This window comes from Streptomyces sp. ISL-98, assembly GCF_018614055.1.
GTDB lineage: Bacteria > Actinomycetota > Actinomycetes > Streptomycetales > Streptomycetaceae > Streptomyces > Streptomyces spiramyceticus.
In genome coordinates, this window is the sequence record NZ_JAGGPB010000045.1 from 1 (window position 1) to 15357 (window position 15357).

The window sequence follows — 15357 nt, forward strand, 5'->3', positions numbered from 1 at the left end:
CCGCGCCCGCGTCGAGCACGTCTTCGCCCGCATGAAGACCTGGAAGATCCTCCGCGACTGCCGCCTCAAAGGCGACGGCGGCCACCACGCCATGCTCGGCATCGCCCGCATGCACAACCTTGCCCTCACCGGATAGACGAGCGACCCGCAAGGCGGCCAACCACGCCCGAGGCGACTGTAGATCATTTACGGGACAGCCCTTAGGGGGACGGTCAGGGGTCTTCAAGGGCTCCGGAGCCCCCGTTGACCACCCCCTCGCCCCTAGCATCGAGGGCAGGAAGAAAGCCCCGAGGGAGAAGAGGCAGGACGATGTCTGTGCGCGAGATATACGCGGGAATGCCGTGGTGGGTGAAGTGGGTCGCGGTGCCCGTCATCGCTCTGGTCGTATTCGGCGGAGCGATCCTGAGCGCCATCGGTCTGCTGATCGCGATCCTCTTCAAGGTTCTCGTCTTCGTCGCAGTGGTCGGCGGTCTGATCTACGTCGTACGGAAGTTCACGTCCTCCTCGTCCTCGTCGAGCAGCGACTGGTAGTCCCATGGGCTCAGCGCTTGCGGCGCCGCCCCCTGCCGCCGCCGCGCGCGGGGGCGGCCGCGGCGGATTCTGCAGGTGAGGTCCGGTCGGCAGACACGACCAGAGCCGCGAGCGCGGTCGTCACCGGCACCGAGGCGACCAGACCGATCGAGCCGACCAGTGTCCGCACGATCTCTTCCGCGACCAGCTCGCTGTTGGCGACCGTGCCGACACTGCTCTCTGCGATGGAGAAAAGCAGCAGCAGGGGCAGGGCGGCGCCTGCGTAGGCCAGGACGAGCGTATTGACGACGGACGCGATGTGGTCACGGCCGATACGGATGCCGGCCCGGTAGAGGGCGCGTGGGCCCATCGTCGGGTCGGCCTGGCGGAGTTCCCAGACCGCCGATGTCTGGGTGACCGTCACATCGTCGAGCACGCCGAGCGAACCGATGATGATGCCCGCGAGCAGCAGACCGCTCATGTCGATGTCCGGATAAAGACCGTGAATCAGTCCGGTGTTGTCATCGGTGTTGCCGGTCAGGGACGCCCAGTCGATGAAGAGCGAGCCCAGCAGCCCGATCAACAGCAACGAGACGAGCGTGCCGACGACGGCGACGGACGTGCGGGCCGTCAGACCGTGGCAGGCGTAGAGCGCGATCAGCATGATGGCGCTCGCACCGACGACCGCGACGATCAGCGGATTCGAGCCCTGGAGGATCGCAGGGAGGATGAACAGCGTCAGGACGGCGAAGGACACCGCGAGCGCGATCAGCGCCATCACGCCCTTCATCCGGCCGACCACGATCACCGCGAGGGCGAAGATCCCGGCCAGCAGGGACATCGGCAGGCCGCGGTCCACATCGGTGACCGAGTACTGGAGGTCGCGTGGCGCGTCGGGCGCGTACGCCACCACCACGCCCTGGCCCTCGCGCAGCTGCCTCGGTGCGTCCGGCTGGACGATCTCGGTGAAGGTGCGGCCCTTGTCCTTGCCGGACGTGACCTCGATCGTCGCCTTCTCGCAGGTGCCCTGCTGGGCCTGCTGCGCCTCGCGGCCGGAGGGCGTCGATGTGTCACCGGTCGGCGGTACCTGGGCGGCGTTCACGTCCTTGCAGTCGACCTGCTGGACGGACGTCACCTTGCCGTCCACGGTCTGCCGGTCGAAACCGACACCTGTGCGCTCGTGTTCGGGTGCGCCGCCGGGCCAGAGGACGAAGAGGCCGACGAGTACCGCTGTGGCGAAAGGAATCAGCACTGCCGCGATGACCTTGCGGAGGTGCTTGGAGACGGGCGCGGCGGGCCCGTGGCTGTGGGTGTGGCCGTGCGATTCGGGCGTTGGCTGTGGGGACGTCACCGACCGATCATCGCAAGAATGGAGGGGGCCCTCTGTTCAGCGCGCCAGACATGACGCTAGCGTGGGGGCACCTTTGCACACGCGGGAGCTCGGAGCACCGGGCTGAGAGGGCGCTGACCTTCGTACGTAAATCCGTACGAAAGCCGCTGCGTCGACCGCCGAACCTGTTACCGGGTAATGCCGGCGTAGGGAGTAGGTCTCATGACCACAGCGGATGCACACACGCCTGCCACCAGCCAGGACGGGCGCAAGCCGGGCTGGCACAAGGGATACGTCGCGGGGCCCGAGGGCTCGCGCTCGGATCTCCGCGTGCCGGTCCGTCAGGTGCACCTCACCAACGGGAAGGACGTGACGCTGTACGACACGTCCGGCCCGTACACCGACCCGACCATCGAGACGGACGTACGCCGGGGGCTCGCGCCGCTGCGCGAGAACTGGATCATCGGCCGGGGCGACACCGAGGAGTACGCGGGCCGCCCCGTCCGTCCCGAGGACGACGGGATCAAGCACACCTCGCCGCGCGGGGGCCTCAGGAACCTCGACGCGGTCTTCCCCGGGCGTCCGCGCCAGCCCCGCCGGGGCCGTGACGGGCAGGCGGTGACCCAGCTCGCGTACGCGCGCCGCGGGGACATCACGCCCGAGATGGAGTTCGTGGCGATCCGCGAGAACGTCGCCCCCGAGGTCGTACGGGACGAGATCGCGGCGGGCCGGGCCGTCCTGCCGGCGAACGTCAATCACCCGGAGATCGAGCCGATGATCATCGGCAAGCGTTTCCTGGTGAAGGTCAACGCCAACATCGGGAACTCCGCGGTCACCTCCTCCATCGAGGAGGAGGTCGACAAGATGACCTGGGCCACCAAGTGGGGCGCGGACACGGTCATGGACCTGTCGACCGGCCGCAACATCCACACCACGCGTGAGTGGATCCTGCGCAATGCTCCCGTGCCGATCGGCACCGTTCCGCTCTACCAGGCCCTCGAGAAGGTCGACGGCCGCGCGGAGGAGCTGACCTGGGACGTCTACAAGGACACTGTCATCGAGCAGGCCGAGCAGGGCGTCGACTACATGACGGTCCACGCGGGTGTGCGGCTCCAGTACGTCCCGCTGACCGCCCGGCGCAAGACCGGCATCGTCTCGCGCGGCGGCTCGATCATGGCCGCGTGGTGCCTGGCGCACCACAAGGAATCGTTCCTGTACGAGCACTTCGAGGAGCTCTGCGAGATCCTCGCGGCGTACGACGTGACGTACTCGCTCGGCGACGGCCTGCGGCCGGGTTCGATCGCGGACGCCAACGACGAGGCACAGTTCGCCGAGCTCAAGACCCTCGGGGAACTCAACACGATCGCCAAGCGTCACAACGTACAGACGATGATCGAGGGTCCCGGTCACGTCCCGATGCACAAGATCAAGGAGAACATCGACCTCCAGCAGGAAATCTGCGAGGAGGCCCCCTTCTATACGCTCGGCCCGCTCACGACGGACGTGGCCCCGGCGTATGACCACATCACCTCCGGCATCGGGGCGGCAATGATCGCGTGGTGGGGCACGGCCATGCTCTGCTACGTCACGCCCAAGGAGCACCTGGGTCTGCCCAACCGTGACGACGTGAAGACCGGCGTCATCACCTACAAGATCGCCGCACATGCGGCGGATCTCGCCAAGGGGCACCCGGGGGCGCAGGAGTGGGACGACGCACTGTCCGACGCGCGTTTCGAGTTCCGCTGGGAGGACCAGTTCAACCTGGCTCTGGACCCGGACACGGCACGGGAGTTCCACGACGAGACGCTCCCCGCCGAGCCGGCGAAGACCGCGCACTTCTGCTCCATGTGCGGGCCGAAGTTCTGCTCGATGAAGATCAGCCACGACATCCGACGCGACCACGGGGGGACGCAGGACGAAATCGAGGCGGGCATGGCGGAGAAGTCCAAGGAGTTCGCCGCCGCCGGCAACCGGGTGTACCTCCCGATTGCCGACTGAGCCCGAGCTGGCTCTGCGGGGCCTGGCTCTGCTCTGCGGCCGGTCCGGATCACTCGGGTTTGTGATCCGGACCGCCGAAGTCGGGGCTGGAGAAGTCCGGGCTGGAGTAGCTCGGGCGGGGCCCCGGTGCGGTGCCGCCGTCCGGGCCGGGACTGCTGAAGTCCGGCCGTGAGTACCCGAGATCCGGGATACGGCCGGCAGGGCGGCGCGGCGTGGGAGCAGTCCGGCCCGCGTCCGGGTCGGCCATGGCTTCGCGCAGGAACGGCACGATCCCGCGCTCCAGCAGGGCATGCCGCCAGGCTTCCCTGGCCCGGTCGACCTCTTCGGTCTGTTCACCCACCTGCCCGTCGGGGAAGGCCGTCGAGCCGTTGCGCAGAGCGGTCAGCAGCAGTCCGACGGCGGCGACGAGGATGCCCGCCGCGGTGAGCCCCCCGAAACACCAGCCGGCCGTCAGCAGTGTCTCGGCGAAGGCCGGTTCAGGTGTGAGCATCGTCAGCAGAGAGCCGACGAGCAGGAAGATCGCGGCGGCTGTTCCCGCGAGCACGGGGGTCAGCACGGCGACGACCGCGACGGCGCCGGCGCCCGTCGGCTCGGTGGCCTCGCCCATGGCGAGAACGGAACTGCCGCCGGTGGCTGCCCCGGGCGGTGTGCGTACTTCCTCGCGGACCTTCACGTAGTGGTCGTACTCGGCTGCCGCCGCCGTCGCGATGATCGCGGTGGCGTTCAGCGCCATGGTGCGCAGCTGTTCGCTGTTGAGCCGCTGCCCGACGGCGGCCAGGTCCGGGCGGTCGGGCGCAGTGCGCAGTGCCTCGTCGAGGACGCGTGCGAATTCCGGGCGGTCCTCGGCCAGCAGGTGCGGAGCGCTGCTGTTCATGTGCATCCCCCGATGCTCCGTAGGGCCGGACAACCCGCGCCGGGCGGGCAGTTGGGCGGAAACGGAGGAGAGCCTGCTACGGATAAGCCGATGGTAGAACGCCCACGGCAGGGGGTGACAGGGGGTTTCCTGAAATTGGCCCCGCGGTGGGTGCGACGAGTGTGCTGCTGCCCCTTCCCGTACGACGGTCAGCCATGCAGGGGAAGTTGCACCACCAGTAGCTTTCCGGCCATGGTCACACCGCCGTCCATGGCGATGGCGAGCCCGTCGGCGTACACATGAGGACCCTCGACGACCGGCCCCGAGCTGTCGTCGCCGTCGTCGGAACTCTCGTTGCCCACCTGCCCCAGGAGATACGGGATCGGGCTGTGACCATGGACGATGCGCTCGCCGCCGTACGCGTTGAGCAGTTCACGCACCGCCTGCGCGCCGCCCTCGTCGCGGAAGGCGAAGCGCTTGGTGAACTTGCGGAAGACGTCCCAGCACTCGTCGGCGTCGTTGCGCGTGAGGATGGCGTGGACTGTGTCGTTCACGTCCTCGATGGTGCTGCCGTAATCGAGGTAGGCGGTCGTGTCGGAGTGCGTCAGGAGATGCGCGTCCTCCAGCGCGACCGCGTCGAGGCGGGACATCCACTGCAGGTGTACGTCCTGGAGCCGGTCCATGTCCGCCTTCTGGCCACCGTTGAGCAGCCAGGCGGCCTGGAAGGTGGCGGTGCCCGCCCCGGAGTTGACGGGGGTGTCGCCGAACCGCTTGGCGCCGATCAGCAGCAGCTCGTGGTTGCCCATGAGGGCTTTGCAGTAGCCGCCCGCCGCCGCGGCCTCCGCGGACAGTCGCATCACCAGGTCGATGACGCCGATGCCGTCCGGGCCGCGGTCGGTGAAGTCGCCGAGGAACCAGAGACGGGCGTTGCCCGCCGCCCAGTGGCCTTCCGCGTCGATGAGGTTCTGTTCTGCCAGCGCGGCGATCAGTTCGTCGAGGTAGCCGTGGACGTCGCCGACGACGAAGAGCGGACCGAGACCGCCGTCGGCCGCTTCGGGCCGCGGCTCGGGCTCGGTCGGCAGCGACACCTGGACCGTGTCGCCGGGACCGCCGCGGCTGATCACCGGGAGGTCGCGCTGAGTGGGTGTGTACCCCTCGGGCTCTTCACCCTCGCCGTAGGCGTTCCCATATGTGTTCGCGTCCGCGGGAATGGGGGCCTGTGCGTACGGCGGTACGCGGAAGTCCCGCAATGTAGCCGTCCGCACTGCGGGTCCCTGACCGGCCCCCTGAGTCATCGACCCCTCCACCACCGTCGCGCCGCCGTACACCTCTCGGTCCCACCTGGTCTTGGTTGGTCCGCGGTGTCGTGCGCCCATCATAGGAATGAGCCTCGGGCTGTGTGACGCACCAGGGGTGGTGAATCCGGATGCGCACGCGGTTCAACGGTTGTTTCGTCCGAATTGGGGAGGTCGGTCCCCGAGGTCGACCGAGGTCACCCCGGGGTCAGTCCCCGGCAGGTGAGCGCGGCGGGCTCACCGTCGTGCGATGCGTTCTGCGCTGCGAGGACGTCCGGACGATGAGTTCGGTCGGTATGACCTGCTCGACGGGACTGTCGGTATTGATGCCCTCGATGGCGTCGATGAGGAGCTGGACGACCGCTGTGCCGATCCTGCGCGGCTTCAGGGAGAGCGTCGTGATGGGCGGATCGGTGGCGGCGTACACGGTGGATTCGCTGCAGCAGACGAGCAGCAGGTCCTCGGGTACGCGCAGTCCGTAGCGGCGGGCGGCGGCGAGCAGGTCGGTGCCGTTGGGATCGAAGAGCCCGTACACGGCGTCCGGCCTGTCCGGGCGGGCGAGCAGCCGGTCGGCGGCTACGGCGCCCGCGCAGGGGTCGTGCGCGGGATAGGACTCGTAGACGGGGTCCTGGCCCACGCGCTCGCACCAGTGCAGATATGCGGTGGTGGACAGGCGGGTGTAGGTGTCGGTGGTGTTGCCGGTGAGCAGCCCGATGCGCCGGGCTCCGGCGTCGGCGAGATGGTCGAGCAGGTCGAGGACGGCGGCTTCGTGGTCGTTGTCGACCCAGGCGGTCACCGGCAGGGTGCCGGCAGGCCGGCCGTCGGAGACGACGGGAAGGCCCTGGCGTACGAGCTCGGTGACGACGGCGTCCTGGTCGGAGGGGTCGATGACTACGGTGCCGTCGAGGGCGACGTTCGACCAGACGTCGTGACGGGAGGTGGCGGGCAGGATGACTAGGGCGTAGCCGCGGGCGAGAGCGGCGGATGTCGCCGCTCTCGCCATCTCTGCGAAGTACGCGAATTCCGTAAAGGTGAAAGGTTCATCCCCGTACGTGGTCACGGTCAGGCCGATGAGGCCCGACTTGCCCGTACGGAGGGTCCGGGCCGCCGCGGAAGGGCGGTAGCCCAGTCTTTCGGCGACCTCGCGAACATGGCTGCGGGTGGCGTCCGGGAGCCGGCCCTTGCCGTTGAGCGCGTCGGAGACCGTCGTGATGGAGACACCGGCTGCGGCGGCGACGTCCCGAATGCCCGCTCGCCCTGGCCGGGTGCTCCGCCGGGGGGTTTCCGTCCGGCTCACCTGATGCTTCCCTGCTGCTGTCATGGCGAGCCGATAGTAGGGCTCGGGCGGGTGGTTAGGGCGGATGCATATGCACGCGTTGACAGGCACGTTTCTGCAAGGTGATGAGCCGTCAATGACCTTGCAATATAAGGCAGTTGGCGTTACTGGGCATTGGGTGGCGCTTGTCGAGCGGTACGGTCCTGCCAAGTGGCCCAGGTCTCGAAGAGGTCTCAACTCACCTTCACGGGGGATGCGCGCCACGGCGTGAGCCACCGGCGCGCGCCACGGCGGGCAGCGCTCCCCCCTTTCCGGGCGCCTGCTGTTCGCACGGGGCGTCAATCCTCATAAGGTGAGCAGTATTGGTGGTACGTACGGTCAAGGAGGACCCGAAGTGAGCGAGACGAGCCCCAAGCTGCGCGCGGTGCTGGACGGCATCCCCACCTACAAGCCGGGCAAGCCTGCTGCTGCCGGGGGGCCGGTGGCGTACAAGCTGTCCTCCAACGAGAACCCGTACCCGCCGCTGCGCGGCGTGCTGGAGAGCGCGATTGCCGCAGCCGGGAATTTCAACCGTTACCCGGACATGGCCTGTACCGGCCTCATGAACGAGCTCGCCGACCGCTTCGGGGTGCCGGTGACGCACCTGGCGACCGGCACGGGATCGGTCGGCGTCGCGCAGTCGCTGCTTCAGGCGACCTCGGGTCCCGGCGACGAAGTGATCTACGCCTGGCGCTCCTTCGAGGCGTACCCGATCATCACGCAAATCAGCGGCGCCACTGCGGTGCAGGTGCCGCTGACGGCCGGCGATGTGCACGACCTTGACGCGATGGCCGCTGCGATCACCGATCGGACCCGGCTGATTTTTGTCTGCAACCCGAACAACCCGACCGGCACGGCGGTGCGCAGGGCCGAGCTGGAGCGCTTCCTGGACCGGGTGCCCTCCGACGTGCTGGTGGTGCTGGACGAGGCCTACCGGGAGTTCGTCCGGGACGCCGATGTGCCGGACGGCATCGAGCTCTACCGCAGCCGCCCCAACGTGGCGGTGCTGCGTACCTTCTCCAAGGCGTACGGCCTGGCGGGCCTGCGGGTCGGCTTCGCTGTGGCGCACGAGCCGGTGGCGGCTGCGCTGCGCAAGACGGCGGTGCCTTTCGGGGTGAGCCAGCTGGCGCAGGACGCGGCGGTCGCGTCGCTGCGGGCCGAGGACGAGCTGCTCGGCCGGGTCGGCTCGCTGGTCTGCGAGCGGAAGCGGGTGCACGAGGCGCTGGTCAAGCAGGGCTGGACCGTGCCGGACACGCAGGCGAACTTCGTCTGGATGCGGCTGGGGGAGCGTACGGTCGACTTCGCGGCGGCCTGTGAGAAGGCCGGCGTCGTCGTCAGGCCCTTCGCGGGTGAGGGGCTGCGGGTCACGATCGGCGAGGACGAGGCCAACGACATCTTCCTGCACACCGCAGAGACATTTCGCAAGGGCCTGTAAGGCCTGAAGGTCGTCTCGCCTGGCTTTCCTGTGCCCCCGCGTGCCTAGTCCTGGCATTCGGGGGCACGGGTGTACCCCCTGCAAGGTCGCGAACACGTATGCGTCATAATTGCTTGTGAATGTGAACGCGTTCACAAGCGTCCCTAATGGCCCGGAATAGGCGGGATTGAAGGGGCAGGCGGCCTCCGTGACTACGGCGACCTAGGAGAAAAGGAGAAGACGACGTGGATCTGGCACTGGCGCCGGAGACTCTGGCGCGATGGCAGTTCGGCATCACCACCGTCTATCACTTCCTCTTCGTCCCCCTGACGATCTCGCTCGCCGCGCTCACCGCGGGCCTGCAGACGGCATGGGTGCGTACCGAGAACGAGAAGTACCTCAGGGCCACGAAGTTCTGGGGCAAGCTCTTCCTGATCAACATCGCCATGGGTGTCGTCACCGGCATCGTCCAGGAGTTCCAGTTCGGCATGAACTGGTCCGACTACTCGCGCTTCGTGGGCGACGTCTTCGGTGCGCCGCTGGCCTTCGAGGCCCTGATCGCCTTCTTCTTCGAATCCACCTTCATCGGTCTGTGGATCTTCGGCTGGGACAAGCTGCCCAAGAAGATCCACCTGGCCTGCATCTGGATGGTCTCGATCGGCACGGTCCTCTCCGCGTACTTCATCCTGGCGGCCAACTCCTGGATGCAGCACCCGGTCGGCTACCGCTTCAACGAGGAGCGGGGCCGGGCCGAGCTCACCGACTTCTGGCGGGTCCTGACCCAGGACACCGCGCTCACCCAGTTCTTCCACACCATCACGGCCGCGTTCCTCGTCGGCGGCGCCTTCATGGTCGGCATCGCCGCCTTCCACCTGGCGCGCAAGAAGCACATCCCGGTGATGCGGATGTCGCTGCGGCTCGGCCTGGTCACCGTGGTGGCCGCCGGAATGCTCACCGCCGTCAGTGGTGACCTCCTCGGCAAGGTCATGTTCAAGCAGCAGCCGATGAAGATGGCCGCTGCCGAGGCGCTGTGGGACGGCGAGGCGCCCGCGCCCTTCTCCGTATTCGCGTACGGAGACGTCGAAAAGGGCCACAACACGGTCGCTGTCGAGATCCCCGGACTGCTGTCCTTCCTCGCAAACGACGACTTCTCCTCGTACGTCCCCGGCATCAACGACGTCAACAAGTCCGAGCAGGAGCAGTTCGGGCCCGGCGACTACCGGCCCAACATCCCCGTCGCGTACTGGGGCTTCCGCTGGATGATCGGCTTCGGCATGGCGTCCTTCGGGCTCGGGCTGCTCGGGCTGTGGCTGACCCGCAAGAAGTTCATGCTGCCGCCGCGACTGCGGACCGGTGAGGACGAGGTACCGAATCTGGTGCTCTTCAAGAAGCCGCTCAACGCCAGGTTCGCCCAGTGGTACTGGCTCCTCGCCCTGTGGACGATGGGCTTCCCGCTGATCGCCAGCTCCTGGGGCTGGATCTTCACCGAGATGGGGCGTCAGCCCTGGGTCGTGTACGGCGTCCTGCGCACCCGCGACGCGGTCTCCCCCGGCGTCTCGCAGGGCGAGGTCATCGCCTCGATGACCGTCTTCACCCTCCTCTACGCGGTCCTCGCCGTGATCGAGGTGAGGCTGCTCCTGAAGTACGTCAAGGCCGGACCGCCCGAACTCACGGAGTCCGACCTCAACCCGCCCACCAAGATCGGCGGCGACGAGAAAGACGCCGACCGGCCGATGGCCTTCTCGTACTGAGGAATGAGGAGCTGAGGTATGGAACTCCACGACGTCTGGTTCGTACTCATCGCCGTTCTCTGGACCGGCTACTTCTTCCTGGAAGGCTTCGACTTCGGGATCGGTGTCCTGACGAAACTGCTCGCCCGTGACCGCAAGGAGCGGCGGGTCCTCATCAACACCATCGGGCCCGTCTGGGACGGCAACGAGGTGTGGCTGCTGAGCGCCGCCGGCGCGACCTTCGCCGCCTTCCCCGACTGGTACGCCACCCTCTTCTCCGGGTTCTACCTGCCGCTGCTGCTCATCCTGCTGTGCCTGATCGTGCGCGGCGTCGCGTTCGAGTACCGGGCCAAGCGGAACGAGGAGCGCTGGCAGACCAACTGGGAGCACGCGATCTTCTGGACCTCGCTGCTGCCGGCCTTCCTGTGGGGCGTCGCCTTCGCCAACATCGTGCGCGGCGTAAAGATCGACGCGGAGATGGAGTACGTCGGCAATCTCGGGGACCTGCTCAACCCGTACGCGTTGCTGGGCGGGCTTGTCACGCTGACCCTCTTCACCTTCCACGGCGCGGTGTTCGCGGGGCTCAAGACGCTCGGCGACATCCGCGGGCGGGCACGCAACCTGGCGCTGAAGCTCGGCGCGGTCACCGCAGTGCTGGCGCTCGTCTTCCTGCTGTGGACGCAGAAGGACAACGGCGACACCGAGAGCCTCGTCGCGATGATCGTGGCAGTGCTGGCGCTGGTCGCGGCCATCGCTCTCACGGCGGCGGGGCGTGAAGGGTGGGCCTTCGCGCTCTCGGGGGTGACCATCGTGGCCGCCGTTGCGATGCTCTTCCTGGCACTTTTCCCGAACGTCATGCCGTCTTCGCTGAATGACGCGTGGAGCCTTACGGTCACCAACGCCTCTTCCACGCCGTATACCTTGAAGATCATGACCTGGTGCGCGGGGATCGCCACGCCGGTGGTGCTCCTGTATCAGGGCTGGACGTACTGGGTGTTCCGTAAGCGGATCGGTACGCAGCACATTGCCGATGCCCACTAGTGGGGGATGTTTCACGTGAAACCGATCGACCCGCGTCTGCTCCGGTACGCCCGGGCCACCCGCCTCTTCCTGGGGGCGGTGGTGGTTCTCGGGCTTGCCGGCGCGGGCCTGGTCGTCGCCCAGGCGATGCTCATCGCCGAGGTGGTGGTCGGGGCGTTCCAGCGCGGACTGGACGGTACGGAGCTGCGTACGCCGCTGATCCTGCTGGCGGGTGTCGCCCTGGGGCGGGGCCTGGTGGCCTGGCTGACCGAACTCGCGGCGCACCGAGCGAGCGCGGCGGTCAAGTCGGAGCTGCGGGGACGGCTGCTTGAGCGGGCCGTCGAGCTGGGGCCCGGGTGGCTGAGCGGACAGAGGGTCGGTTCGCTGGTGGCGCTGGCGACGCGGGGCGTCGACGCGCTGGACGACTACTTCTCCCGGTACTTGCCGCAGCTCGGGCTCGCGGTGGTCGTGCCCGTCGCGGTGCTCGCGCGGATCGTCACCGAGGACTGGATCTCGGCAGCGGTGATCGTGGTGACACTGCCGCTCATCCCGATCTTCATGATCCTCATCGGCTGGGCGACCCAGGCCAGGATGGACCGCCAGTGGCGGCTGCTGTCGCGGCTGTCCGGCCACTTCCTGGACGTGGTCGCCGGGCTGCCCACGCTCAAGGTCTTCGGCCGGGCGAAGGCGCAGGCCGAGTCGATCCGGTCGATCACGGCCGAGTACCGGCGGGCCACCCTGCGGACGCTGCGCATCGCGTTCCTGTCGTCGTTCGCGCTGGAGCTGCTGGCGACGCTGTCGGTGGCGCTGGTGGCGGTCGGTATCGGCATGCGGCTCGTGCACGGGGACCTGGATCTGTACACGGGTCTGGTGATTCTGGTGCTGGCCCCCGAGGCGTATCTGCCGCTGCGGCAGGTGGGGGCGCAGTTCCACGCGGCGGCGGAGGGACTGTCCGCCGCGGAGGAGATCTTCGAGGTTCTCGAAACGGAGCCGCGGGCGGACGGCACAGGGAATGCTCCGACCGGTGCGCTGCGGGTCGAGGGCGTGACGGTCCGGCATTCGGGGCGGACCGAGCCTTCGCTCGACTCGGCCTCGCTGGTCGTCGGGGAAGGTGAGACGGTCGCCGTCGTCGGGCCGAGCGGGGTCGGCAAGACCACGCTGCTGAACGTGCTGCTGGGGTTCGCGCCGGTGGACGAGGGCCGGGTGCTGGTCGGGGACGGCCTTGGAGCGGTGGATCTGGCGACTGTCTCCAAGGAGCGGTGGCGGGAGCGGATTGCGTGGGTGCCGCAGCGGCCGCACCTCTTCGCGGGAACGATCGCCGAGAACGTACGGCTGGCGCGGCCGGACGCCGACGACGCTGCGGTGGCCGCGGCCTTGCGGGACGCGGGGGCGTACGACTTCGTGGCCGCCCTGCCGCAAGGTGTCGAGACACGGCTCGGCGAGGACGGCGCGGGGATTTCGGCGGGGCAGCGCCAACGGCTCGCCCTGGCACGGGCGTTCCTCGCCGACCGGCCACTGCTGCTCCTCGACGAACCGACGGCGAACCTCGACGGCGAGACCGAAGCGGGCATCGTCGATGCGGTACGGAGGCTGGCGGCGGGGCGCACGGTGGTGCTGGTTGTGCACCGGCCGGCGCTGCTGGCTGTCGCGGACCGGGTGGTGGAGCTTTCCCGCCACTGTGGGGCGGGGAACGAGCGGGCCTCTGGGGCGAGAGGGGTTCCCACCGGCGCAGCTGCCCAAGGGGGCTTGATTGGTGACTCTGTGCCCGTGGCGCGGCAGGCGTCGTCCACGGCAGGTAAGGCGGGGGATTCGCGTCCCTCCGGGGCGGGGGAACTTCCCACCGGCCTTGCTGCTGAAGAGGTCTTGGCTGACCCTCTGCCCGTGGCGGGGCAGGGTTCTTCTGCGGTGGGTGTGGCGGGGGATCTTCCCAATCGCCCGCCGGTTGGAGGGGGGCTGGTTGATAGCACCCTCGCTGGGCGGCCGTCGCTAACGTCGCCTTCGGCGGACGGGGCGGGTCTCTCCCCGTCCATGGCGGGTGGCTCCACCGTCGGACCGTTCGTCGACGTGGAACGGGAGGGCGCCACTGCGCCCGTTGCGACGCGGGCATCGTCAACTCCGCAGGACCGCACGGGGGTTCTTCGGCGCGTACGGATGGCTGCCGAGGAGCTGCGGGGGCGGATAGGGCTCGCGCTTCTGCTGGGGAGCCTGGCGCTCGGGTCGGCCGTGGGGCTCATGGCCGTGTCCGGGTGGCTGATCTCGCGGGCGTCCGAACAGCCGCCCGTGCTCTATCTGATGGTCGCCGTCACCGCGACCCGGGCCTTCGGTATTGGGCGTGCCGTCTTCCGGTACGCCGAGCGGCTCGTGTCGCACGATGCGGTGCTGCGGATGCTGGCGGAACTGCGGGTCGCGGTGTACCGCAGGCTGGAGCGGATCGCGCCCGCCGGCCTGCGTGAGACCCGGCGCGGGGACCTGCTGTCCCGGCTCGTTGCCGATGTGGACGCCCTGCAGGACTACTGGCTGCGCTGGTTGCTGCCGGCCGGGACAGCGCTGGTCGTCGGGGCGGGAGCCGTCGGCTTTACCGCTTGGCTGCTGCCCGAGGCCGGTGCCGTCCTCGCCGTCGGGCTGGTCGTCGCCGGGGTGGGCGTGCCGTGGGTGAGCGGCGCCTGTGCCCGGCGGGCCGAGCGGCAGCTGTCGCCCGCCCGTGGGGTGCTGGCGACGCGGGTCGCCGATCTGCTGGGCGGTACGGCTGAGTTGACCGTCGCGGGCGCGCTGAAGCGACGTACACAGGACGTACGGGAGGCGGACGGCGTGCTCACGCGGATCGCCTCTCGGGCCGCCACCGCCACCGCGCTCGGCGGCGGCCTCTCCGCGCTGGCCTGCGGGCTGACCGTCGTGTTCGCCGCCCTCGCCGGGGTGCAGGCAGTGCAGGACGGGCGGCTGTCGGGCGTGACGCTGGCGGTGGTCGTACTCACCCCGCTCGCCGCCTTCGAAGCCGTCATCGGGCTGCCGCTCGCCGTGCAGTACCGGCAGCGGGTCAAGCGCAGCGCGGAGCGGGTGTACGAGGTGCTGGATGCGCCGGTGCCGGTGCACGAGCCCGAGACGCCTGCCGCAGGGCCCGCATCGCCGTTCCCGTTGGAGGTACGGGGGCTGGCCGCCCGGTACGCCGGGCAGGAGCGCGACGCGCTGGCGGACTTCGATCTGACGCTGGAGGCGGGTCGGCGTATCGCCGTGGTCGGGGCCTCCGGGGCCGGGAAGACGACGCTCGCGCAGGTGCTGCTGCGCTTCCTGGATGCGCGGGCCGGGACGTACACGCTCGGCGGTACGGACGTGGCCGAGCTCGCCGGGGACGACGTGCGGCGGCTCGTCGGCCTGTGCGCGCAGGACGCGCACATCTTCGACAGCTCCGTACGCGAGAATCTCCGGCTGGCCCGGACCGACGCCACCGAGGAGCAGCTGAGGGACGCACTCGCCGCCGCCCGCTTGCTGACCTGGGTCGACGCGCTTCCCGACGGCCTCGACACGCTCGTCGGTGAACACGGCGCCCGCCTGTCCGGCGGCCAGCGCCAGCGGCTCGCGCTGGCCCGCGCCCTGCTGGCCGACTTCCCGGTGCTCGTACTCGACGAGCCCGCAGAGCACCTGGACCTGGCGACGGCGGACGCGCTGACGGCCGACCTGCTGAGGGCGACCGAGGGGCGTACGACGCTGATCATCACGCACCGGCTCCAGGGCCTGGACGCCGTGGACGAGGTGATCGTGCTGGACGACGGTCACGCCGTACAGCGGGGCGCTTACGCGGAACTCGTGGCGGAGGAAGGCCCACTTCGGCGGATGCTGGCGCGCGAGCGGGAGGCCGAGCCGCTCGACACCCGACTTTCCACCTGAAATAGGACTA

General features: G+C 69.0%; 11 protein-coding genes and 1 riboswitch. Of the genes, 7 read left to right on the forward strand and 4 right to left on the reverse strand.

Annotation, left to right across the window (positions count from 1 at the left end; genetic code table 11):
* On the forward strand, positions 1–136 hold a 136-nt coding region (locus J7I98_RS28475), incomplete at its 5' end, for a transposase (protein ID WP_374225183.1).
* Between the two features lie 179 nt (positions 137–315).
* Positions 316–531 (forward strand): DUF5326 family protein, encoded by a 216-nt coding sequence (locus tag J7I98_RS28480; RefSeq protein ID WP_214927960.1) that lies wholly within the window; start codon positions 316–318, stop codon positions 529–531.
* Positions 532–541: 10 nt separating this feature from the next.
* On the opposite strand, the gene J7I98_RS28485 is transcribed toward J7I98_RS28480, so the two are convergent.
* Positions 542–1861 (reverse strand): YibE/F family protein, encoded by a 1320-nt coding sequence (locus J7I98_RS28485; RefSeq protein WP_214927903.1) that lies wholly within the window; start codon positions 1859–1861, stop codon positions 542–544.
* 71 nt (positions 1862–1932) lie between these two features.
* Positions 1933–2070: riboswitch (TPP riboswitch) on the forward strand.
* Here J7I98_RS28485 and thiC point away from each other — a divergent pair.
* Entirely contained in the window at positions 2063–3838 is a 1776-nt protein-coding gene (thiC, locus tag J7I98_RS28490; protein WP_214927904.1) for a phosphomethylpyrimidine synthase ThiC, read from the forward strand. (Overlaps the previous riboswitch by 8 nt.)
* Before the next feature lie 49 nt (positions 3839–3887).
* On the opposite strand, the gene J7I98_RS28495 is transcribed toward thiC, so the two are convergent.
* The 3 genes from J7I98_RS28495 to J7I98_RS28505 all read right to left on the reverse strand — a co-directional run bounded on the left by J7I98_RS28495 (position 3888) and on the right by J7I98_RS28505 (position 7307).
* On the reverse strand, positions 3888–4718 hold the full coding sequence (locus tag J7I98_RS28495; RefSeq protein WP_214927905.1) for a hypothetical protein: 831 nt from the start codon (positions 4716–4718) through the stop codon (positions 3888–3890).
* Positions 4719–4900: 182 nt separating this feature from the next.
* Positions 4901–6001 (reverse strand): metallophosphoesterase, encoded by a 1101-nt coding sequence (locus J7I98_RS28500; RefSeq protein ID WP_374225184.1) that lies wholly within the window; start codon positions 5999–6001, stop codon positions 4901–4903.
* Positions 6002–6194: 193 nt separating this feature from the next.
* A complete protein-coding gene (locus J7I98_RS28505; RefSeq protein WP_214927907.1) occupies positions 6195–7307 on the reverse strand; it encodes a LacI family DNA-binding transcriptional regulator in 1113 nt (370 codons plus the stop codon).
* A gap of 349 nt (positions 7308–7656) precedes the next feature.
* Here J7I98_RS28505 and hisC point away from each other — a divergent pair, with 349 nt between their 5' ends.
* From hisC to cydD, 4 genes are all read left to right on the forward strand, one after another.
* A complete protein-coding gene (gene hisC, locus J7I98_RS28510; protein WP_214927908.1) occupies positions 7657–8736 on the forward strand; it encodes a histidinol-phosphate transaminase in 1080 nt (359 codons plus the stop codon).
* A gap of 224 nt (positions 8737–8960) precedes the next feature.
* Positions 8961–10466, forward strand: a complete 1506-nt coding sequence (locus J7I98_RS28515) for a cytochrome ubiquinol oxidase subunit I (protein ID WP_214927909.1) — start codon at positions 8961–8963, stop codon at positions 10464–10466.
* An 18-nt stretch (positions 10467–10484) separates the two neighbouring features.
* On the forward strand, positions 10485–11486 hold the full coding sequence (gene cydB, locus J7I98_RS28520) for a cytochrome d ubiquinol oxidase subunit II (RefSeq protein ID WP_214927910.1): 1002 nt from the start codon (positions 10485–10487) through the stop codon (positions 11484–11486).
* 15 nt (positions 11487–11501) lie between these two features.
* Complete coding sequence (cydD, locus tag J7I98_RS28525) at positions 11502–15347, forward strand: thiol reductant ABC exporter subunit CydD (protein ID WP_374225181.1); 3846 nt, start codon at positions 11502–11504, stop codon at positions 15345–15347.
* Positions 15348–15357: the final 10 nt, after the last annotated feature.

What these genes read in the sequence shown, in the direction of transcription:
- thiC (WP_214927904.1), top strand. Translation starts at nt 2,063, where the DNA reads ATGACCACAGCGGATGCACACACGCCTGCCACCAGCCAGGACGGGCGC.
- J7I98_RS28505 (WP_214927907.1), bottom strand. Translation starts at nt 7,307, where the DNA reads ATGACAGCAGCAGGGAAGCATCAGGTGAGCCGGACGGAAACCCCCCGG.
- J7I98_RS28495 (WP_214927905.1), bottom strand. Translation starts at nt 4,718, where the DNA reads ATGCACATGAACAGCAGCGCTCCGCACCTGCTGGCCGAGGACCGCCCG.
- cydB (WP_214927910.1), top strand. Translation starts at nt 10,485, where the DNA reads ATGGAACTCCACGACGTCTGGTTCGTACTCATCGCCGTTCTCTGGACC.